Source organism: Sphingomonas sp. Xoc002, from assembly GCF_050408055.1.
Taxonomy (GTDB): Bacteria; Pseudomonadota; Alphaproteobacteria; order Sphingomonadales; family Sphingomonadaceae; genus Sphingomonas; species Sphingomonas yabuuchiae.
On sequence record NZ_CP191175.1, the window covers coordinates 1 to 21016 of the forward strand.

Annotated in this window: 22 protein-coding genes; 14 read left to right on the forward strand and 8 right to left on the reverse strand. The window is 66.3% G+C overall.

Annotation, left to right across the window (positions count from 1 at the left end; translation table 11 throughout):
- A partial coding sequence (locus ACQR50_RS00005; RefSeq protein WP_428969325.1) for a Maf family protein occupies nucleotides 1–382 on the reverse strand: 382 nt, incomplete at its 3' end.
- Entirely contained in the window at nucleotides 379–1197 is an 819-nt protein-coding gene (locus tag ACQR50_RS00010; RefSeq protein WP_056438836.1) for a pyruvate, water dikinase regulatory protein, read from the reverse strand. The genes ACQR50_RS00005 and ACQR50_RS00010, both read right to left, overlap by 4 nt.
- A 372-nt stretch (nucleotides 1198–1569) precedes the next feature.
- Here ACQR50_RS00010 and hemE point away from each other — a divergent pair, with 372 nt between their 5' ends.
- From hemE to rho, 3 genes are all read left to right on the forward strand, one after another.
- Nucleotides 1570–2535, forward strand: coding sequence for a uroporphyrinogen decarboxylase (gene hemE, locus ACQR50_RS00015; protein WP_428970741.1), 966 nt, complete (start codon nucleotides 1570–1572; stop codon nucleotides 2533–2535).
- Nucleotides 2535–2996 (forward strand): CopD family protein, encoded by a 462-nt coding sequence (locus tag ACQR50_RS00020; RefSeq protein ID WP_428970742.1) that lies wholly within the window; start codon nucleotides 2535–2537, stop codon nucleotides 2994–2996. The genes hemE and ACQR50_RS00020 overlap by 1 nt, the downstream gene beginning before the upstream one ends.
- Nucleotides 2997–3320: 324 nt before the next feature.
- Nucleotides 3321–4577: a transcription termination factor Rho gene (gene rho / locus ACQR50_RS00025; protein ID WP_042486922.1), complete on the forward strand. Its 1257-nt coding sequence runs from the start codon at nucleotides 3321–3323 to the stop codon at nucleotides 4575–4577.
- A 383-nt stretch (nucleotides 4578–4960) separates the two neighbouring features.
- Here rho and ACQR50_RS00030 read toward each other — a convergent pair whose 3' ends face one another.
- Nucleotides 4961–5452 (reverse strand): outer membrane protein assembly factor BamE, encoded by a 492-nt coding sequence (locus tag ACQR50_RS00030; protein ID WP_056439014.1) that lies wholly within the window; start codon nucleotides 5450–5452, stop codon nucleotides 4961–4963.
- A 148-nt stretch (nucleotides 5453–5600) separates the two neighbouring features.
- Between ACQR50_RS00030 and ACQR50_RS00035 the strand changes: the two genes are divergently transcribed.
- On the forward strand, nucleotides 5601–6134 hold the full coding sequence (locus tag ACQR50_RS00035) for a ubiquinol-cytochrome C chaperone family protein (protein ID WP_428969326.1): 534 nt from the start codon (nucleotides 5601–5603) through the stop codon (nucleotides 6132–6134).
- Nucleotides 6131–6658, forward strand: coding sequence for a YceD family protein (locus tag ACQR50_RS00040; RefSeq protein WP_428969327.1), 528 nt, complete (start codon nucleotides 6131–6133; stop codon nucleotides 6656–6658). The genes ACQR50_RS00035 and ACQR50_RS00040 overlap by 4 nt, the downstream gene beginning before the upstream one ends.
- Before the next feature lie 73 nt (nucleotides 6659–6731).
- On the opposite strand, the gene ACQR50_RS00045 is transcribed toward ACQR50_RS00040, so the two are convergent.
- Nucleotides 6732–7265, reverse strand: coding sequence for a SixA phosphatase family protein (locus ACQR50_RS00045; protein ID WP_184105771.1), 534 nt, complete (start codon nucleotides 7263–7265; stop codon nucleotides 6732–6734).
- Nucleotides 7262–9997 (reverse strand): ATP-dependent DNA helicase, encoded by a 2736-nt coding sequence (locus ACQR50_RS00050; protein WP_428969328.1) that lies wholly within the window; start codon nucleotides 9995–9997, stop codon nucleotides 7262–7264. Before ACQR50_RS00050 ends, ACQR50_RS00045 begins: the two co-directional genes overlap by 4 nt.
- Nucleotides 9998–10320: 323 nt before the next feature.
- Between ACQR50_RS00050 and ACQR50_RS00055 the strand changes: the two genes are divergently transcribed.
- Nucleotides 10321–11895, forward strand: coding sequence for a lysine--tRNA ligase (locus tag ACQR50_RS00055; protein ID WP_428969329.1), 1575 nt, complete (start codon nucleotides 10321–10323; stop codon nucleotides 11893–11895).
- 38 nt (nucleotides 11896–11933) lie between these two features.
- On the opposite strand, the gene ACQR50_RS00060 is transcribed toward ACQR50_RS00055, so the two are convergent.
- Nucleotides 11934–12635 carry a dienelactone hydrolase family protein gene (locus ACQR50_RS00060; protein WP_428969330.1) on the reverse strand — a complete coding sequence of 234 codons (702 nt, stop codon included), beginning with the start codon at nucleotides 12633–12635 and terminating at the stop codon, nucleotides 11934–11936.
- Between the two features lie 70 nt (nucleotides 12636–12705).
- Here ACQR50_RS00060 and ACQR50_RS00065 point away from each other — a divergent pair, with 70 nt between their 5' ends.
- From ACQR50_RS00065 to ACQR50_RS00090, 6 genes are all read left to right on the forward strand, one after another.
- Nucleotides 12706–12930, forward strand: coding sequence for a DUF6489 family protein (locus ACQR50_RS00065; RefSeq protein WP_428969331.1), 225 nt, complete (start codon nucleotides 12706–12708; stop codon nucleotides 12928–12930).
- A gap of 8 nt (nucleotides 12931–12938) precedes the next feature.
- The gene (gene mnmE, locus ACQR50_RS00070; protein ID WP_428969332.1) at nucleotides 12939–14225 is read left to right on the forward strand and encodes a tRNA uridine-5-carboxymethylaminomethyl(34) synthesis GTPase MnmE; all 1287 of its coding nucleotides are present in this window, start codon (nucleotides 12939–12941) and stop codon (nucleotides 14223–14225) included.
- An 81-nt stretch (nucleotides 14226–14306) separates the two neighbouring features.
- On the forward strand, nucleotides 14307–16142 hold the full coding sequence (gene mnmG, locus ACQR50_RS00075; RefSeq protein ID WP_428969333.1) for a tRNA uridine-5-carboxymethylaminomethyl(34) synthesis enzyme MnmG: 1836 nt from the start codon (nucleotides 14307–14309) through the stop codon (nucleotides 16140–16142).
- Nucleotides 16139–16753 (forward strand): 16S rRNA (guanine(527)-N(7))-methyltransferase RsmG, encoded by a 615-nt coding sequence (gene rsmG / locus ACQR50_RS00080; RefSeq protein WP_428969334.1) that lies wholly within the window; start codon nucleotides 16139–16141, stop codon nucleotides 16751–16753. Before mnmG ends, rsmG begins: the two co-directional genes overlap by 4 nt.
- Nucleotides 16750–17541, forward strand: a complete 792-nt coding sequence (locus ACQR50_RS00085) for a ParA family protein (protein ID WP_056438807.1) — start codon at nucleotides 16750–16752, stop codon at nucleotides 17539–17541. The genes rsmG and ACQR50_RS00085 overlap by 4 nt, the downstream gene beginning before the upstream one ends.
- Nucleotides 17538–18464 (forward strand): ParB/RepB/Spo0J family partition protein, encoded by a 927-nt coding sequence (locus ACQR50_RS00090; protein WP_184105765.1) that lies wholly within the window; start codon nucleotides 17538–17540, stop codon nucleotides 18462–18464. The genes ACQR50_RS00085 and ACQR50_RS00090 overlap by 4 nt, the downstream gene beginning before the upstream one ends.
- 123 nt (nucleotides 18465–18587) lie before the next feature.
- Here the strand turns inward: ACQR50_RS00090 and ACQR50_RS00095 are convergent, their stop codons facing one another.
- Both ACQR50_RS00095 and ACQR50_RS00100 read right to left on the reverse strand, forming a co-directional pair.
- The gene (locus tag ACQR50_RS00095; RefSeq protein ID WP_428969335.1) at nucleotides 18588–19256 is read right to left on the reverse strand and encodes an HAD family hydrolase; all 669 of its coding nucleotides are present in this window, start codon (nucleotides 19254–19256) and stop codon (nucleotides 18588–18590) included.
- Nucleotides 19253–19912, reverse strand: a complete 660-nt coding sequence (locus ACQR50_RS00100) for a YggS family pyridoxal phosphate-dependent enzyme (protein WP_428969336.1) — start codon at nucleotides 19910–19912, stop codon at nucleotides 19253–19255. Before ACQR50_RS00100 ends, ACQR50_RS00095 begins: the two co-directional genes overlap by 4 nt.
- Nucleotides 19913–19934: 22 nt before the next feature.
- Here ACQR50_RS00100 and ACQR50_RS00105 point away from each other — a divergent pair, with 22 nt between their 5' ends.
- A complete protein-coding gene (locus ACQR50_RS00105; protein WP_428969337.1) occupies nucleotides 19935–20486 on the forward strand; it encodes a thiamine phosphate synthase in 552 nt (183 codons plus the stop codon).
- Nucleotides 20487–20508: 22 nt separating this feature from the next.
- Entirely contained in the window at nucleotides 20509–20988 is a 480-nt protein-coding gene (locus ACQR50_RS00110; RefSeq protein ID WP_428969338.1) for a hypothetical protein, read from the forward strand.
- The last annotated feature ends 28 nt before the right edge of the window (nucleotides 20989–21016 follow it).

The window sequence follows — 21016 nt, forward strand, 5'->3', positions numbered from 1 at the left end:
GGAGCTTGGCGCGCTCGACATGCCGCCAGACCGGACGGCCATGCTCGGCGATGACGGCGGCGCTCCACAGCTCGTGGCTCCCGCCGCTCATCCGCGCCAGATGCTCGGCCGCCTCCTCGCGGCTCTCCGGCTTGTCGAGCAGCGTGCCGTCGGCGAGCGCGACGATGGAATCGGACCCCAGCACCGGCACCGGCCCGGCATTGGCGGAGACCTTTACCGCCTTCATCTCGGCCAGCGCATCGGACAGGTCGCGCGGGGAAGCCCCGGCCATCGCCGCCTTGACCCCGGCTTCGTCCACCCGCGCAGGCAACGCTTCATAGGCCACGCCCGCCGCGTCGAGCATCGCCCGGCGGGAGGCGCTTTGCGAGGCGAGGATGATCATGCGTCGGACTTTCTCTGGTTCACGAGGGAGATGATCGCCGCCGCCGTTTCCTCGATCGAGCGGCGGGTGACGTCGATCACCGGCCAGTCATTGTCGGCGAACATCCGCCTGGCGAAAGTGAGTTCGCGATTGACCGCCTCCTGCTCGACATAATCGGTGTCGGGCGCCTGGTTCAGCGAGAGCAGCCGGTTGCGCCGGATCGCGATCAGCCGGTCCGCACTGGTGGTCAGCCCCACGACCAGCGGCTTTTTCAGCGTGAACAGGAAGGGGGGCGGGGGGCTTTCGACGACGATCGGGATGTTGGCGGTCTTGTATCCGCGATTGGCCAGATAGATGGAGGTCGGCGTCTTGGACGAACGGCTGACACCCGCCAGCACGATATCGGCCTCTTCCCATTCCTCCCACGCGATACCGTCGTCATGCGCGATGGTGAACTGGATCGCATCGACCCGCGCGAAATAGGCGGCGTCGAGCACATGCTGGCGGCCGGGGCGCATCTTGGCCTGCACGCCCAGCAACCCCGACAGCGCGGCATTCACCGGATCGAGCGGCGCGACCGTCGGCAGGCCCAGCGCGTGGCAGCGGCTTTCCAGCACGCGCCGCGTCGTCGGGTTGACCAGCGTATAGATCACCAGCCCCGGATTCTGCGCGATCTCCTGCAGGATGCGCTCCAGATGACTCTCGGTACGCACCATCGGCCAGAAGTGCCGGACGGTTTCCACATCGTCATATTGGGCAAGCGCCGCCTTCGCGATGTTCTCCAGCGTTTCGCCGGTGGAATCGGACAGGAGGTGCAGGTGGAGCCGCGTCTTCATGACCGACCTAATGACTCTGTGGATAACATGGGAAGAATCGGTAGCGTAACTTCGCCGACCGGCCAAGCGGCGGACCGGCGGTGGATAACGACCGATTCGTCCACAATGAATCTCACAGGTCCGATTCTTTTCCACAGCCTGTGAGTTACGGGGGTCATGAATCCGAATCCCGTTGAATCGGCGATTCCCCATGAGTCAACGTGTTGGCATATCGGGGAGAGCCGCATAATCCCGACAACCAACGTGCCAACCACTTCAACAATCCATTCTTAGAATCTTCTTTAATAGAAGAAGGGGGGTCTCCTGACCGACGTTGCGATTCAAAAGCCCCTGCTCGCCGTGCTGAACGGAGAGCGGCAGGCGACGCCGCCCATGTGGCTCATGCGACAGGCCGGACGCTATCTGCCGGAGTATCGCGCGCTGCGGGCGGAGAAGGGCGGCTTCCTGGCTTTGGCCACCGATCCGGCGGCGGCGGCCGAGGTGACGGTGCAACCGATCCGTCGCTTCGGGTTCGACGGCGCGATCCTGTTCTCCGACATCCTGATGGTCCCCTGGGCGCTGGGGCAGGACCTCAGCTTCGGGGCGGGGGAGGGGCCACGTCTGGCGCCTGCGCTGGTCGATCATGCGCTCAATGCCCTGGAGCGCGTCCCTGAGCGGCTCGATCCGGTCTATGCCACCGTGGCGGGGGTGAAGGCGCAATTGCCCCCACAGACCAGCTTCCTGGGCTTTGCGGGCTCTCCCTGGACGGTCGCGACCTATATGGTGGCGGGGCAGGGGTCGAAGGATCAGGGCGAGACGCGGCGTTTCGCCTATGCCGACCCGGCGGGGTTCGGGGCGATCATCGATGCGATCGTGACCATGACCATCGATTATCTGGCCGGACAGGTCGAAAACGGGGTCGAGGCGGTGCAGCTGTTCGACAGCTGGGCGGGCTCGCTGTCCCCCGCGCAGTTCGAGCGTTGGGTGATCGCGCCCAATGCCGCGATTGTCGAGGGTTTCCGGGCGCGCTGTCCCGGCGTGCCGGTGATCGGCTTCCCCAAGGGCGCCGGGGGCAAGCTGCCCGCCTATGCGCGGGAGACGGGCGTGGATGCGGTCGGGCTGGACGAGACGGTCGATCCGGTCTGGGCCGACGCCTATCTGCCCAAGGGTTTGCCGGTGCAGGGCAATCTCGATCCCCTGGCGCTGATCGCCGGGGGCGAGGCGCTGAACGGGGCGGTGGATCATATCCTGGCGGCCTTCACCGAACGGCCGCATATCTTCAACCTGGGCCATGGCATCCTGCCCGACACGCCGATCGCGCATGTCGAGCGGCTGATCGCCCGCGTACGGAGCGCATGATGATCGGACTGTTGGGGGCCGCCTATGAATGGGTGAAGGCGGCGCATATCATCTTCGTGATCTTCTGGATGGCCGGGCTGTTCATGATGCCGCGCTATCTGGTCTATCATCAGGAGGCGCTGGTCGCGGGCGACGCCACCGATGCGGCGCGCTGGGTCGAGCGCGAGGGCAAGCTGCGCAAGATCATCCTGACCCCGGCGATGATCGTGGTCTGGGTGCTGGGGCTGCTGCTGGCGGGCTCGCTGGGGCTGTTCTCGGGGGTGCCTGGGCTGGGATGGCTCCATGCCAAGCTGTTCTTCGTGCTGCTGCTCAGCGGCTATCATGGCTGGATGGTCGGCTATTCCAAGACACTGACGCGGGGTGAGATGAAGCTGACGGGCAAGCAGCTGCGCATGATCAACGAAGTGCCCGCGCTGGCGGCGACAATCATCGTCGTGCTGGTGGTGATCAAGCCGTTTTAAGGCTGGTCAGTTTTGTTCTTACTCCCCTCCCGCCTGCGGGAGGCACCCCCTTCTGCCCCCCTCCCGTAAACGGGAGGGGTTGGGGGAGGGCAGGGAGTCTCACCGAGACCAGCGCTCGCGGCTTTCCCTCCCCCATCCCCTCCCGCCTGCGGGAGGGGCGTGAGTCTCAAGGGGCGATGGGCTTTCCCCATTGACTTGGGGCACCCCCAATCCTAACTCCTCCCCCGTACGGCGCGGTCCTCGCGTCGGGTACGCTTCCTTATCGACAGCCTCGTTTCGCCGCGATCCTCGCCGACCGACGCCCTCCGACCATCCGGACCGATCATGCATCTGAAAGACCTCAAGAAGAAAACCCCCGCCGACCTCGTGCAGCTGGCCGAGGAATTGGGGGTCGAGAGCGCGTCCACGCTGCGCAAGCAGGACCTGCTGTTCGCCATCCTGAAGGAGCAGGCGGAGAAGGGCGACCAGATCATGGGCCTGGGCACGATCGAAGTGCTGCCCGACGGTTTCGGCTTCCTCCGCTCGCCGGAAGCCAATTACCTTGCCGGGCCGGACGATATCTATGTCTCGCCCAATCAGGTGCGCAAGCACGGCCTGCGCACCGGCGACACGGTGGAAGGCGAGATCCGCGCGCCCAAGGACGGCGAGCGCTATTTCGCGCTGACCAAGCTGACCAGCGTCAATTTCGACGATCCGGAGGCGGTTCGTCACCGCGTCAATTTCGACAACCTCACCCCGCTCTATCCCGAGCAGAAGCTGATCCTCGACCCCGCCGATCCGACCCAGAAGGACAAGTCGGCGCGTGTCATCGATATCGTCTCGCCTCAGGGCAAGGGCCAGCGCACGCTGATCGTCGCGCCCCCGCGCGTGGGTAAGACGGTGATGTTGCAGAACATCGCCAAGGCGATCACCGACAATCACCCGGAAGTCTTCCTGATCGTCCTCCTCATCGACGAGCGTCCAGAAGAAGTTACCGACATGCAGCGCTCGGTGCGCGGCGAAGTCGTCTCCTCGACCTTCGACGAACCGGCGCAGCGCCACGTCCAGGTCGCCGAGATGGTGATCGAAAAGGCCAAGCGCCTGGTCGAGCACAAGAAGGATGTCGTCATCCTGCTCGACTCGATCACCCGTCTGGGCCGCGCCTACAACACCGTGGTCCCGTCGTCGGGCAAGGTGCTGACCGGCGGTGTCGACGCCAATGCGCTCCAGCGTCCCAAGCGCTTCTTCGGTGCGGCGCGCAATATCGAGGAGGGCGGTTCGCTCTCGATCATCGCCACCGCGCTGATCGACACGGGCAGCCGCATGGACGAGGTGATCTTCGAAGAGTTCAAGGGCACCGGCAATTCGGAAATCGTCCTCGACCGCAAGGTGGCGGACAAGCGCATCTTCCCGGCGATGGACGTCGGCAAGTCGGGCACCCGCAAGGAAGAGCTGCTGGTCGAGAAGGACAAGCTGTCCAAGATGTGGGTGCTGCGCCGCATCCTCATGCAGATGGGCACGATCGACTCGATGGAGTTCCTGCTCGACAAGATGAAGAACTCGAAGACCAACGAGGATTTCTTCGACTCGATGAACCAGTAAGGGTTGGGGGGCTCAGTCCCCCACCGACGCTACGGTTTGATGGGTTCGCTGGCGGCAAACAGGCCCGCTTGCGAACCCATTTTCGTTTTGGGGCGTTAGCACGCCCGATCCCACCCCCTTTCGGGATCGTGCCGGTCCAAGCACGGCACGGCCGCGTCGTTGCTTAACACGCGACGCGGCCAAACGGGGGGCACCGGTCGCCTCCGCCTTATCCCCAACTTCCGTTCAGCCTGAGCCCTTCGGCTGGCTGGCCAGCCAGCCGCTTAGGATAAACTTCGGTGCTTTGCACCGAAGTCGAAGGCCAAGGGAATCCTTAGGCCAACGTTGGAACGTGCACGTCGACCTCGCTCAGTGCGAACGGAGCGAGGGAAAATTGGTCGGGATTACGGCCGGGTACGCCCGCCACCCATGCCGCCGCCCTGGCCGCCACCGGCACCCGGCGCACCGACTGCGCCGATATTGCCGAACAGATCCTGGAAGAAGCCGCGCTGGCGACCCAGGGTCGGCGTGGTCTTGCCGTAGGGCGAGATGTCGGCGACCTGGTCGACACCGGCGCGGCGGATCGTCGCGACGTTGCCCGCCTGGTCGAAGCTGATCTGCAATGTGATCTGCGACACGGGCTTGGGCAGGGTATAGCCCAGGTTGCGGCTGTCGCGGGCGACATAATACCAGTCGCCACCGCCGAACTGGCTGGAGATGGTCGGCGTGCCCAGCGTCTGGAGCACCGACTGGCGGTTGTCGACGCCCGGCTGGATCGAGTTGACGAGATCGACATCGACCACATAACCCTGATGCGACCGCAGCGGCGTACAGGCCGACGCCGCCAGGGCCATGATCAGGCCCAGCCCGAGGGCGCGGGTGGAAGAAACGCTCATCATTATCTCCGGGCCGGACGATCGGCCGCACAGGCAGCTATACAGGCGGTCGATCCGCTCGACCGTCACCCCCTCGATATGCCAAGGGAAAGGCGCATACAAGCAATTCGCGCGCAACCGGTCGTGCGGGCAGGAAGGGGAGGGGCACATGGCCTGGGGCTGGCTCAAGCAGGGGATCGCCCGCTATTTCGGGCGGGACGCGGATGCGGCGCTGCCGCTGTACAACGCCATCGTGCTGCGTGCGCGGGCGGAGCATTGGTATCTGGACGGGGCGGTGCCCGATACGGTCGATGGCCGGTTCGACATGATCGCGGCGGTCCTGTCGGTGGTGCTGATCCGGCTGGAGGCCGAGCCCGAGGGCGTGGCGCCCGCCGCGCGGCTGACCGAGCGCTTCGTCACCGATATGGACGGACAGCTTCGCGAACTCGGCATCGGCGACATCGTGGTCGGCAAGCATATCGGCAAGATGATGGCGATGCTGGGAGGGCGCCTGACCGCCTATCGCGAGGGGCTGGCCGGGGATAAGGCGATGATGGACGCCGCCTTGGTCCGCAACCTGTATCGCGGCGCGGCACCCGCGGATACGGATGCCGTTGCCCATGTTCGTGACGCGCTTCGCACCCTACATGAGCAACTGGCGGCCGTTTCGCTCGCCCGATTGACCCTTGGAGACCTGCCGTGACCCCCGAATGGAGCCGCCCCGAAAAGATCGACACGATCGGTGAGCGCGAAAAGCCCGTCTCGATCGACACGACTGCGGACGAACGCCGGGCGCTGGCCGGGCGGTTCGGGCTGCTCTCGGTCGAAGCACTGTCGGCCGATCTGGTCGTGCGGCGCGATGCGGCGGGCATCCTGGTCACCGGCACGGTGCGCGGGTCGGTGGTTCAGCCCTGTTCGGTGACGGGCGACCCGGTCCCGGCCAAGGTCGACGAACCGGTCGCCCTGCGCTTCGTCGAACCCACGGGGCATGGTGCGGACGAGGAAATCGAACTGTCCGAGGATTCGCTCGACACGATCGAGATCGAGGGCGGCACGATCGACCTGGGCGAAGCGGCGGCCGAAACCATGGCCCTCTCACTCGATCCCTTCCCGCGCAGCCCGAACGCGGCGGCAACTCTGAAGGAAGCGGGCGTGATCAGCGAGGACGAAGCGGGGCCGTTCGGCGCGCTGGCTGGGCTGAAGGCGAAGCTGGAAGGGAAGGGGTGAGCTTATTCCTCCCCAAGTTCGCTTGGGGAGGGGGACCGCCGGGCGTCGGCCCGGTGGTGGAGGGGCGGGCGGGCTACGGCGTATCCGGCCCCAGCGTCGGGTCCAGATCGCGCGGCCGGATGAACGCCACCAGCGTCGCGCTATGTGCCCGCACCTCGGCCCAGCGATCGACCGGCAAGGTCATCTGCGCCACCGTCGCGGTCGGGTATTTGTCCTCCACCCGCTCGCGCAATTCGCCGTCGAGCGTCAGGTCGAGGACCAGATCCTCCAGCCCCGGATTATGCCCGACCATCAACACATGGTCCGCTGCGTCGGGCATCGCCTGGACCAGATCGAGCAGGCTGGGGGCGGAGGCCAGGTACATCGCCTTGTTCCATACCGGCTCCAGCTTTTGGCCGTAACCGCTCCACACCTCGTCCAGCGTTTCGATCACCCGCACGGCGGGGGACGCGAGGACATGGTCGAACGCGAACCCTTCGGCCTTCAGATGCCGCCCGATCATCGCTGCCGCGCGCCGTCCCTTGGCATTGAGCGGACGATCGAAATCGCGGGCGACGGGATCGTCCCAGCTCGACTTGGCATGGCGAAGGAGCGTCAGCGTCTTCATCGATCCGGAAACTCCGTCGCGGCGGCTGGCAGGATTTGGCTATCCCCATGCCCTATCGGCGCGTCGGAGGAAAGCCGCCCCGCGACCCGCGCGACCGCTTCGTCGAGCGTCACGCGGGAAATCGCGACACCGGGGGGAAAGGCGTCGAGCAGCCGCGACGGCATGGCGGCGGACAGCAGCACGAACGCCCCCCGGTCATCGGCGCGCCGGATCAACCGGCCGAACGCCTGCGCCAACCGCGCGCGCACGATCCGGTCGTCATAGGCGCTGCCGCCGCCCGCCAGCTTGCGCGCGGCGTGCAGCACGGTCGGCTTGGGCCACGGCACGCCCTCCATCACCACCAGCCGCAGCGACGAGCCGGGCACGTCCACTCCGTCGCGCAACGCATCGGTGCCGAGCAGCGACGCCGATGGATCGTCGCGAAAGATATCCACAAGCGTGCCGGTGTCGATCGGATCGACATGCTGCGCGTGCAGCGCCAGCCCGTCGCGCGCGAGCCGGTCGGCGATCCGGCCATGCACGCCGCGCAACCGCCGGATCGCGGTGAACAGCCCCAGCGTCCCGCCCTTGGCCGCCGCGATCAGCCGCGCATAGGCATTGGCGAGTTGTGGAATATCACCGCGCTTCACATCGGTGACGATCAGCACTTCGGCGCGGGTCGGATAATCGAACGGGCTCTCGGCGACAAAATGGGCGGGGCCACGCGCCAGATGCGGCGCGCCCGTCCGCGCCTCCGCCACGTCCCAATTTCCCCCGGCCCGCAAGGTCGCCGAGGTGACGAGCGCGCCATGCGCAGGCTTCAGCACGATCTCGGCAAAGGGGCGGGTGGGGTCGAGCCAGTGGCGGTGCAGCCCGATATCATATTCGCGCCCCTCGACCCGATCGACCGCCAGCCAATCGACGAAATCGGGATCGACCGGCCCGCCGATCCGCGCGAGCAGCGACAGCCAGGCGGCCACCGTCTCCGCGCGCCATGCGATCGAGGCGATGGCGCCTTCCACCCGCGCGCGCGCTTGCCCGTCGAGCCAGTCGGGGGCTTCCTGTAACACCGCCTCCAGTCGCTGGCCCAAGGTCACGAGCGGCCGCAGCAGCGCGTCGAGCGCATGGGCGGCGGGCCCGGCGGCCTCGATCAGCGCGGGCGAGGGATCGGCCAGTTCGGTCTCCAGGCCATAACCTGCATCGCCCGGTTGCTCGGCGCGGGCAAAGGCGAGCCCACGTACCGCTGCCAGCAACGCCTCGATGGGGCCGAAAGGCTGGCCCTCCGCCAGTCGTCCCAGCCAGCCTTCGCTCGCCAGCGCATGCGCCGCCTGCACCGCATCGCCGATCGCGCGGTTGCCGCCCTCGTCATAGCTGGCGACATCGGACAGTCTCGCGGCGAGGCCACGGCGGCGGCCCCGCGATCCGGCTTCGGGGCCGAGTATCCAGCGGCGTAGCTCGATCGTCTCCGATCCGGTCAGCGCGGTGGCGAACATCGAGTCCGCCGCGTCGAACAGATGATGGCCCTCGTCGAAGACGTAGCGCGTCGGCCGAGTCTGAGTCTCGCGACCGCGTGCGGCGTTGACCATGACCAGTGCGTGATTGGCGATGACGATGTCCGCCTGCACCGAGGCGCGCGCCGCATGCTCGATGAAGCATTTCCGGTAATGCGGGCAGCCCGCATAGACGCACTCCCCGCGCCGGTCGGTCAATGCGGCCGAGCCGTTGCGACGGAACAAGGTGGTCAGCCAGCCGGGCAGGTCACCCCCGACCATGTCGCCATCGGCGGTATAGGCCGCCCAGCGTGCGACCAGCTGCGCCAGCACCGCCGCGCGTCCGGCGAACCCGCCTTGCAGCGCATCCTCCAGATTGAGCAGGCACAGATAATTCTCACGGCCCTTGCGGGTGACGACACGTTCCTTGCGCAGCACGGCATCCGGGAAAATACGCGCCGTCTCCCCGCTCAACTGGCGTTGCAGCGCCTTGGTATAGGTCGAGATCCACACCGCGCCGCCCGCCCGCTCGGCCCAGAGGCTGGCGGGGGCGAGATAGCCGAGCGTCTTGCCGATACCGGTTCCCGCCTCGGCCAGCACCATATTCGGCGTGTCCCGCACCGCGCGCGGGGCGAAGGCCGCGGTGACGGCGGCGGCATAGGCGCGCTGCCCCGGGCGTTCCTCGGCCCCGTCGCCGGTCAGGCGTCGCAGCCGTTCCTCCGAATCCTGCGGCGGCAGGTCGATGGTGCGCGGGGCGGGACGGGGGGCGTCCTCCTCCCATTCAGGCAGCGCGCTGAACAGCCAGCGCTCGTTGTGCTCCGGCCGGGTGAGGCGTGGGCCGATCAGCGGCGCCCAGGGCCAGCGTAGTCGGGCAAGGCTTTGCGCAGCCGTCCAGGCCCCTTCGCGTTCGGGCCAGGCTCCGTCCGGCACGGCGAGCAGCTTCTCACTCGCCCGAAGCAGGAAGGCGGCCACGTCCGCATCGCTTTCCGGTGGTTCCAATCCACAGGCGCGGGCGAGGCCGTGCGGCGTCGGGACCGCGAATTGGGCGGGGCGCAGAAAGGCGAAGAGCTCCAGGATGTCGAGCCCGGACAGTTCGGCATAGCCCAGTCGCTGGCCGATCAACGGCGCGTTGAGCAGGATGACCGGCGTTTCCGACGCCAGCCCGATCGCCTCGCCGCGTGAGACGGCACGGGTCTGTCCCCCGGTGGAAATCCACACACCGCTATGGCTGGCATGAAGGGCGGGGTGGGGGAGTGAAGTCACGTTTTCGATGTGGGGGAGTGGGAACAGGTTGGCAACGGGGATTTGTCCGTTGTTATGTGCTGGGGTGCTTGGGGCTGGCCCTCCCCAAACCCCTCCCGCCTGCGGGAGGGGCTTACCGCATGAGGCGCGCTTGTCCTTTCAACTAGGCACGCCCCTCCCGCAAGCGGGAGGGGATGGGGGAGGGAGGGCCAAACAGTACGATCCCATCTGTTCCACGTGGAACAACCTAACCCTGTGGATAACTCTGTGCATGAACCGGGAGCGGTCCGTGGAAATCGCAAAATGCATTGTGCATCACGCCCCGGCTTGCCAGAGGCAAATCCATGACAGACGAACTCCGCTCCACCGCTCTCGAGTCCAAGGCCTGGCCCTATGAGGAGGCTCGCAAGCTCCTCAAACGCTATCCCGAGGGCAAGCCGGGCGGTGCGCCGATCCTGTTCGAAACTGGTTATGGCCCATCGGGCCTGCCGCATATCGGCACGTTCAACGAAGTGCTGCGCACCACCATGGTCCGCAATGCCTTCCACGCGCTGTCGGATCAGAAGACCCGGCTGATCGCCTTTTCGGACGATATGGACGGTCTGCGCAAGGTGCCGGACAATGTGCCGAACCAGGAAATGCTGCGCGAGCATCTCGGCAAGCCGCTGACCCAGGTGCCCGATCCGTTTGAGAAGTTCGACAGCTTCGCTGCGCACAACAACGCGCTGCTGCGCCAGTTTCTCGACCGCTATGGTTTCGATTATGAGTTCGCCTCGTCGACGGAATACTACACGTCCGGCCGGTTCGACGATGCGCTACGGCTGGTGCTCAAGCATTTCCAGGGCATCCAGGACGTGATGCTCCCGACGCTGCGTGCCGAGCGCCGCGCGACTTATTCGCCGGTCCTGCCGATCAGCCCCAAGTCGGGCATCGTGTTGCAGGTGCCGGTCGAGGTGATCGACGCCGAAGCCGGGCTGATCGCCTTCGAGGACGAGGGCGAGCGGATCGTCCAGTCGGCGCTGGGCGGCCTGTCCAAGCTGCAATGGAAGGTCGACTGGGCGATGCGCTGGGTGGCGCTGGGTGTGGATTACGAGATGGCGGGCAAGGACCTGATCGACTCGGTCACCCAGTCGTCCAAGATTGCGCGCGTACTCGGCGGCCGTCCTCCGGAGGGCTTCAACTATGAGATGTTCCTCGACGAGCATGGCGAGAAGATCTCCAAGTCGAAGGGCAACGGCCTCAGCCTCGACCAGTGGCTGACCTATGGGCCGGAGGAGAGCCTGGCCTTCTTCGCCTATCGCGAGCCGAAAAAGGCCAAGCAGCTGCACATGGGCGTCATCCCACGGGCTGTGGACGAATATTGGCAGTTCCGGGTCAACTATCCCAATCAGTCGCTCAAGGAGCAGCTGGGCAATCCGGTCCACCATATCCATGACGGCAAGCTGCCCGAGGGCGAGCTGCCGGTGACGTTCGGGCTGCTGCTCAATCTGGTCGGCGTGATGGGCGAGGCGACCAAGGAACAGGTCTGGGGTTATCTCGCCAATTACGTTCCGGAAGCGTCGGCGGAGAAATATCCCGAGCTCGACCGGCTGATCGACCATGCGCTGGCCTATGCCCGCGATTTCGTCGCGCCCACGCTCCAGCGCCGCGCGCCCGAGCCGCATGAGGCGGAGGCGCTGCGCCAGCTGGATGCACAACTCGCGGCGCTGCCCGAGGGCGCGACCGCCGAGGACATCCAGAATATCGTCTATGAGATCGGCAAGACCGACGCCTTCCCGTCGCTGCGCGACTGGTTCAAGGCGCTGTACGAAACGCTGCTGGGCTCGGCGCAAGGGCCGCGCATGGGGAGCTTCATCGCGCTTTACGGTGTGGATAACAGCCGCAAACTGATCGCCGAGGCCCTGGCCAAGGCGGCGTAACGGGGAAGGGGGGAGCGGCTGGCTCCCCCCTTTTCATATCAGCGGAGATGCTCCGCAAAGAACGCCATGGTGCGTTCGTCCGCCAGCTTGGCGGACTCATCCGACCGACGCTGACCGAACTCGGTCGCGAAGCCGTGATCCTCACCGGCATAATCATACAGCGTGACCTTGGGGTGATCGTCCAGCCCCTCATGCATCCGCGCTTGCGCGTCCTTGTCGACGAAGTGATCCTCCTGCGGAATGTGGAGCAGGACCGGCTTGGCGATGGCGTGCTTCTCGCCCAGCAGGCCGTCGATGCCGACGCCATAATAGCCGACACTGGCATCCACATCGGTGCGCGTGGCGGTCATGAAGGCCAGTCGCCCGCCCAGGCAATAGCCGACGACGCCGACCTTGAAGTCCGCGCCATGCTCGTCGCGGATCGCCTCGATCGTCGCCTCGATATCGCGAATGCCGCCGTCCTGATCGAACTGGCCCATCAGGTCGAGTGCCTGTTGCATCTCGTTGGGGACGTCGGGATCCAGCTCGATGCCGGGGGCGATCTTGTGGAAAAGATCGGGGGCGACGGCCAGATAGCCCGCCTCGGCCAGCGTATCGCATTTGCGGCGGATGCCCGCATTCACGCCGAAAATTTCCTGGATGACGATGATCGCGGCGGTCGGCTGACCCTCCGGTTCGGCATAATAGGCGTTGAACTGGCCTTCGCCGTGGGTGGCGGCGATGGTCTTGGTGGCAGTCATGCGGGTCTCCTGTGGTCGTCGCGACGATAACGCCTTATGCCGTTCTTGGTCGCGTGATGGAGGATGGCGCATGAAAGTGAATGTGGAAATCGACTGCACGCCCGAAGAGGCGCGCCGCGCCATGGGCCTGCCCGACCTGACGCCGATCCATGAACGCTATGTCCAGATGATGCTCGACACAATGCAGTCCGGCGTGAAGCCTGAGATGATCGAGGCGATGATGCGCAACTGGGCACCGATGGGCGAGGCGGGCATGTCCATGTGGCGCCGGATGTTCGAGGGGCAGAAGGGCTGACCCTGAGCATGACCGACACGATCTTCGCCGTCTCCAGCGGACAGCCGCCGGCCGCCATCGCGGTGATCCGTGTGAGCGGCCCGGCGGCCTTCGCAGCCGCCGAGCGGCTGGGCGGACGGTTGCCCGAGGCCCGTCGCGCGAGCCTGCGGACGTTGAAGGATGGGGCGGGGGCAGTGCTGGATTCGGCGTTGCTGCTCTCCTTTCCCGGCCCGGCGACGGCGACCGGCGAGGATCTGATCGAACTGCACTGCCATGGCGGTCGCGCGGTGGTGGCAGCGGTCGAGCGGGCCTTGGCAGAACAGCCGGGCGTTCGCCGTGCCGAGCCGGGCGAGTTTACCCGTCGCGCTTTGCTGAATGGCCGGATCGATCTGGCCGAGGCGGAAGGGCTGGCCGATCTTCTGGAAGCACAGACCGAACGCCAGCGCCGCGCCGCGATCGGTGCGGTCGAAGGGCGGGTGAGCCAGGCGGTGCGCGGCTGGATGGATCGGCTGGCGATGCTGTCGGCGATGATCGAGGCGATGCTCGATTTCGCCGAAGAGGATGACGTGCCGCTCGATCAGGCGGCGGTGGCGCGGATCAAAAGCGAGATGCACGATCTGGCTATCGCCATGCTGGAGGTGGTCGAGCGGCCGCCGGTCGACCGGCTTCACGACGGTATCCGCGTGGTGCTGGCCGGGCCGCCCAATAGCGGCAAGTCGACCTTGCTCAACCTGCTGGTCGAGCGCGAGGCGGCCATCGTCTCGCCGATCGCGGGCACGACCCGTGACCGGATCGAGGCGAGCGTGCTGCGGGGCGGGGTGGCCTATGTGCTGACCGATACCGCCGGACTGGCCGAAGATACCGATGACGTGATCGAGGCGATCGGCGTAACCCGCGCGCAAGAGGCGATCCTTCAGGCGGACATCCTGTTGTGGATGGCCGACACGCCTCCGCCGCGTGGCGATGCGATCTGGCTCCATTCGCGGGCGGATTTGCCGGGGCGGGAGGGGCTGCCCGAGGGGCGGCGGCTGGCCGTGCGACGTGATGAGGGGAGCAGTGTAGCCAGCGTCTGGGACGCGATTGCGGAGACCGCCACCGGACTGCTGCCGCGCGAAGATGCGATCGGATTCAAGCGGCATCAGCAGGACCAATGCCGCCGCGCCGCCAATGCGTTGATCGCCGCGCCGAGCGATGACATCCTTTTGATGGCGGAGGAATTGCGGGTGGCACGACAGGCGCTGGCGGAAGTGCTGGGCGTCAGTGCGACCGAAACGATGCTCGATGCACTGTTCGGGCGCTTTTGCCTCGGCAAGTAATTGTTCCACGTGGAACGTTAAGCATAGAATGTTGGTGGGGATCGCTTTGACGCTGCCCGGTCCTTCCGGTAGGGCGGGGGCATGTTTGATGTCGTAGTGATCGGTGGTGGTCACGCGGGAACCGAGGCCGCTGCGGCGGCTGCGCGCCGGGGTGCGCGGACGGCCCTTTTGTCCTTCGATCGTCATGGCCTGGGCGCCATGTCCTGCAATCCCGCCATCGGGGGATTGGGGAAGGGCCATATCGTGCGGGAGGTCGATGCCTTTGACGGGCTGATCGGCCGCGCGGCGGATATGGGTGCGATCCATTATCGGATGCTCAACCGCAGCAAGGGCACCGCCGTCCAGGGGCCGCGCGTGCAGGCGGACCGGCGGCGCTATGCCGGGGCAATCCAGGCGATGCTCGCGGCGCAACCCAATTTGACCATCGTCGAGGGTGAGGCCGAGGCTCTGGTTCTCGACGGCGATCGGGTCGCGGGTGTGCAGCTGGCCGACGGCACGATCCTGTCGGCTCGTGCGGTGGTGCTGGCGACCGGGACGTTCCTGGGCGGACGGCTGTTCCGCGGCGACGAACGGCATCTGGGCGGTCGCATCGGCGAGCGCGCCGCGACCCGTATGGCCGAGCAGCTCCGTGCACTCGGCTTGCCGATGGCACGGATGAAGACCGGCACGCCGCCGCGTCTCGACGGCCGCACCATCGACTGGGCCAAGCTGGACGAGCAGCCTTCCGACACCGATCCCTGGACCATGTCGCCGATGACGGCGGCCCGGCCACTGCCCCAGATCGCCTGCGCGATCACGCGGACGACCGAGCAGACTCATACGATCATCGCGGCGGCCTTCCACCGCTCGCCGCTATTCACGGGCGCGATCGAGGCGAACGGTCCGCGCTATTGCCCGTCGATCGAGGACAAGATCAAACGCTTCGCCGACCGCGACAGCCACCAGATCTTTCTGGAGCCGGAGGGGCTGGACGATCCTCTGGTCTATCCGAACGGCCTGTCGACCTCGCTACCGACCGATGTGCAGGAGGCGATGATCGCCTCCATGCCAGGGCTGGGAAGGGCGGTGATCACGCTGCCGGGCTATGCAGTCGAGTATGATCATATCGATCCGCGTGCCCTCGATGCGCGACTGGCACTCGGCGCTTTGGCGGGGGTATTCTGCGCCGGTCAGATCAATGGCACGACCGGCTATGAGGAAGCGGCGGGGCAGGGGCTGATTGCCGGGCTCAACGCCGCGGCCCATGCCTGTGATCTGTCGCCTGTCGTCCTCGACCGGGCATCGAGCTATCTGGGCGTGATGATCGACGACCTGGTGTTGCAGGGCGTGACCGAGCCCTATCGCATGCTGACCGCACGCGCCGAGTATCGTCTGTCGTTGCGTGCGGACAATGCCGAGACGCGGCTGGGCGGCATTGCCGAAGCGGCCGGGTGTCTCTCGGAAGAGCGGCTGACCCATCGGCGGCAGCGACAGGAACAGCAGGCAACGTTGCGCGAGCGGCTGTCCGTGGTTCGCACCGCCTCCGATCTCGCACGCGGTGGGGCTTCGATCGCGCAGGATGGCGCGCGGCGGACGGCCTATGAATGGCTGCGTTTCGACGGCGTCACGCTCGCCCATGTGGCACCCGATGCAGCCGAGGGCTGTGATCCGGCAGTGGTGGCCGAGACGCTGGAGGACGCGCGTTACGCGCCCTATGTCGAACGACAGGCGGAAGAGGTCGCGCGGCTCCGTGCCGATGAGCAAATCCTGTTGTCACCTGCACTCGACTATGCCGCCATCCCCGGTCTGTCGCAGGAGATGATCGACCGGCTCAGCCTCGCGCGCCCCGCCACCCTGGCGGCGGCATCGCGTATTCGCGGCATCACGCCTGCTGCCCTGTCGGCAGTGCTTCTCTACGCTCGAAAGGTCGCCGCATGAACGAGGATCAGGCCCGCGACTGGGCGGTGCAGCGCTTCGGGGAGGATGCAGCGGCGCGGATCGACTGGTTCCTCGACCGTGTGGTGGTGGAAAACGACCAGCAGAACCTCATCTCGCCTTCGACCATCGGCACGATCTGGAGTCGTCATGCGGTCGACTCGGCGCAGCTGATTCCGCTGGCCGAGCGGGCCGATGGCCAGTGGATCGATATCGGCACGGGCGGCGGCTTCCCCGGCATGATCGTCGCCATCGCCTGGCCCGGCCGCGTCGCGCTGGTCGAGCCGCGCAAGAAGCGGGCAGAGTTCCTGCAGGAATGTGTCGACGGGCTGGGCATGGGGGACCGGGTGACGGTCCACGCGTCCAAGATCGAAGCGGTACCGCTCCAGGCCGACATTATTTCTGCTCGCGCGGTGGCGACAGTCGAAAATCTTTTGCGCGCGGCCGCCCACTGCGGCAAACAGGAAACGCGGTGGCTGCTCCCGCGCGGCCGCCTGGACGAGCGCGAAATCAAGACCCTCAAGCGGCAATGGCGCTTCGTGTTTCACGTGGAACATAGCATCACCTCGGCGGAATCGTCGATCGTGATCCTCGACCGAGTAGAGGCCCGATGATCTGCGTTGCCATCGCGAACCAGAAGGGTGGGGTGGGCAAGACCACCAGCGCCATCAATCTTGCCACCGCGCTGGCGGCGACGGGGCTGAACGTCCTGCTGATCGATCTCGATCCACAGGGTAATGCCTCGACGGGGCTGGGCATTCCCAACAGCCAGCGAATGTTCTCCAGCTATCATGTGCTGCTGGGCGAGGCGCGGATCGACGACGCGGTGGTGCACAGCCAGGTGCCGCGTCTGGACGTCGTACCCGCCACGGTCGACCTGTCGGGCGCCGAGCTGGAGCTGGTCGATTTCGAGAATCGCACGCACCGGCTGGACCATGCGCTGCGCCGGACGCAGGGCAATTGGGACATCGTGCTGGTCGATTGCCCGCCCTCGCTGGGACTGCTGACGATCAACGCCATGGTGGCGTCCGACTCGTTGTTCGTGCCGCTGCAATGCGAGTTTTTTGCGCTGGAAGGTCTGTCGCAGCTGCTGACCACGGTCGAGCGGATCCGTGCGCGGTTCAATCCGGGCCTTGCGATCCTGGGCGTGGCCTTGACGATGTATGACCGGCGCAACCGGCTGACCGACCAGGTGTCGGCCGATGTGCGCGCCGTTTTGGGGGGTGTAGTGTTCGATACGGTGATACCGCGCAACGTCCGGCTGTCGGAGGCGCCCAGCCATGGCCTGCCCGCGTTGATCTATGACCATCGCTGCGTCGGCAGCCAGGCCTATATCGCGTTGGCCCGCGAGCTGATCGCGCGCCTGCCGCTCGGCCACCAGCCGGGAGCGGCGGCGGCATGAGCAGCGAGACCACAGCAAAGCGTCCGCGTCCCGGTCTGGGCCGCGGTCTGGGCGCCTTGCTCGGCGATATCGCGCGCGAAGCGCCGATTCGGCCGGGCGATCAGCCGACGCCGGGGGGCGTGCGGATGCTGCCCGTCGGCTCGTTGCAGCCGCATCCCGATCAGCCGCGCCGCCATTTCGAGGAAGCCGCGCTCGACGAACTTGCAGCCTCCATCGCGGCGCGCGGACTGATCCAACCGATCGTCGTGCGCCCGCATGGCAAGGACTATCAGATCGTCGCGGGCGAACGCCGTTGGCGTGCGGCCCAGCGTGCGCGGTTGCACGAGGTGCCGGTCGTCGTCCGGGACTTCGACGATGCTCAGACGCTCGAAGTCGCGCTGATCGAAAATATCCAGCGGCAGGACCTGAACGCCATCGAAGAGGCGCAGGCCTATCAGCGGCTGGCGGGCGAGTTCGGTCATACCCAGGAAGCGCTGGCCAAGATCGTCCACAAGTCGCGCAGCCATGTCGCCAATCTGCTGCGCCTGCTCGAACTGCCCGATACGGTGCAGGGGCAAGTGGTCAGCGGCGCGCTGTCGATGGGCCATGCCCGTGCGCTGCTGGGCGCGAACGAGGTCGAGGCGCTGGCCGATCAGGTCATCGCGCGCGGCCTGAGCGTTCGTGAGACCGAGAAGCTGACCCGCGAAGCCAAGGGTGGCGGTCGCAAGGGATCGGACGAGGGCGAGAAGGGCGCCGCCAAACTGCCGCCGGGGCAGGACGCGGCGGATGCCGATATCGCCGCCCTGGAGGGACAGCTTGCCGATCTTCTCGGCCTGTCGGTGCGTATCGCGCATGGCGAGAAGGGGGGCACGCTGACCCTCAGCTATTCGACGCTCGATCAGCTGGACATGGTATGCCAGCGCCTGACAGGTGAGGGTATTTGAAAGGGATACGCCAGCATCCTTTTAGGACCGGCGCAATTTTCCTTTGATTTTTGAGGGAGTGGGTTCCGCCTGAACCCACTCCCCAACTTCCGCTCAGCGTGAACGGAAGGATGAGGAGGGGCTTCAGAACCCCAGTTCGCGGCGGACGTCCTCATAATCCTGCGCGATCGCGGCGACGCCGATGTCCCGCAGTCTTTGGTCATGGCCGATGGCGCAATGCGTGCCCATGCACATGCCGATGACATGGCCGCCGCTGGCCACCGCGCCGGTCGCACCGACCGGGGAGTCCTCCAGGATCGCGCAATCCGCGATCCGTACGCCCAGCTGCTCGGCTGCATGGAGATAGAGGTCGGGGGCGGGCTTGCCGCGCGTCACATGCTCGCGGCCGCTATAGATATGCTCGCCGAACAGGTCGCGCAGGCCGATATGGCGCAGATGCTGGTCGATCCAGACGGTCGGGCTGGACGAGACGATCGCCTTGGGAAAATCGGCGGGAAGCGACTTCACGAACGCCACCGCGCCGCCGATCGCCGCCACGCCCTCGGCCATGGCGCGCACATCCTCGGCCCGGCGCGCTTCGTAGAAGCTCTCGGGCAGGGTGTGGCCGATACGTCCCTCGATCGTCGCGATGAAGTCCTCGCCCGCCAGCCCCATATAATGGTGCATCGCTTCCTGTGGAGAATGCGGGTGGCCGTTGGCGGTCAGCCATTCGGCGAGGTGGCGATTGCCCTCATATTCACTGTCGATCAGGACACCGTCGAAGTCGAACAGAAGGGCGGCGAAGCGGCTCATGCGCGCGCTCCGAACAAGGCGCTGCCGATGCGGACATGGCTGGCGCCGAGCATCGCGGCGACCTCATAATCCTCGGACATGCCCATGCTGAGCTTCGCCAGCCCCAGTTCGCGCGCCATCTTGGCGAGCAGGGCGAAATAGGGGGCGGCGTCCAGCCCGTGCGGCGGGATCGCCATCAGGCCGATGATGGGAAGGCCGGCACTGCGGGCCGCCTCCAGCATCGCAGGAGCCTCGGCGATGGCACAGCCGCCCTTCTGGTCCTCGTCGCCGATATTGACCTGAAGGAAGCAGTCGGGCCGCTTTCCGCTCTTGTCCATCGCCTCGGCTAGCGCGGCGATCAGCGAGGGGCGGTCGACGGTGTGGATCACATCGAACAACGCGACCGCATCGGCGGCCTTGTTCGATTGAAGTTGGCCGATCAGATGGAGTTCGACGCCCGGATAGGCCGCCCGCAGGTCGGGCCATTTGGCGGCGGCCTCCTGCACCCGGTTTTCGCCGAAGACGCGATGTCCGGCCTCCAGCAGCGGGCGGATCGTGTCGGCATCATGCGTCTTCGACACCGCGATCAGAGTCGGGGTCGCATGCTGCCCGAGCTTCGCGGCGTGCTGAAGCTGGGCGGAGACGGTGGCAAGGCGGGAAACGCTGTCGTCGGTCATGCCCGGCGCTATAATGCCCCCGATGGCCGACCGATACCCCGTGACATGGCTGATGACCGACGAGCGGCTGGGGGAGGGGCTTTGGACCGCGCTGCGCAGGCTGCCGCCCGGATCGGGGGTGGTGTTCCGTCACCACGCGACGCCCCCGGCCGAGCGGCGTGCGATTCACCGCCGCGTCCGGCGAATCGCCAAAGCGCGGGGGCTGGTTCTGCTGATCGCGGGAGGGGGTTTGCCCGGCGATGGTGTGCATAAGGCAAGGCGGGGCAGGGGGCTGCGAAGCTGGCCTGCGCATGATCGGGCGGAAGCGGTGGCGGGATGGAAGGCCGGGGCCGACCTTTTGTTCGTCTCGCCGGTCTTTCCCACGCGCTCGCATCCGGGCGCTCCGGCACTGGGCTTGGCAAGGGCAATGCGAATCGGACGCGAGCTCGGTCTGCCGCGAATCGCATTGGGCGGGATGAATGCGCAACGCTTTCGTCGGTTGCGCAGGGTGTTTCAGGGCTGGGCCGCGATCGATGCCTGGAGTTCGTCCCATCCCATGTGCTCGTCATTAAACGGTCGTGCAGACACGCGATGATGGTCGAGCGAGGAGGAACGTCATGATGGTTTTGCTGGTTCTGGCCGCCTTGGCCGAGCCGATGCCGATTCCTGCTGGGCTGGCCGCCTATGTCCGCGACCTGAAACTCACCCGGTATGATTATGCGCTCCGTGATCTGAACGGCGACGGTCGACCCGAGGCGTTAGTCTATGCTAGGCAAGCACGCGAGGATGGCCAGGACGTCAGCCTATGTGGCTCGGGTGGGTGCGATCTGACGATCCTGACACTGACGCCGACCGGCTATCATGCAGTATCCGATATCAGCATCACGCGTCCGCCTATCCGCGTTCTGAATAGCAGTACGAAGGGTTGGCATGATCTGAGCGTGCTGGTCAGCGGCGGCGGCATCCTGCCCGGCTATCGTGTGCGCTTGCGTTTCGATGGGAGAAGCTATCCGACCAATCCCAGCGTCGCGCCCACCCGACGTTTGAAGGGGCAAGAGCCAGCGGGGGTAACCGTGATCGACGTCAGATCAGACTGACGGGAAATCCATGCCGGGTCCGCGATGG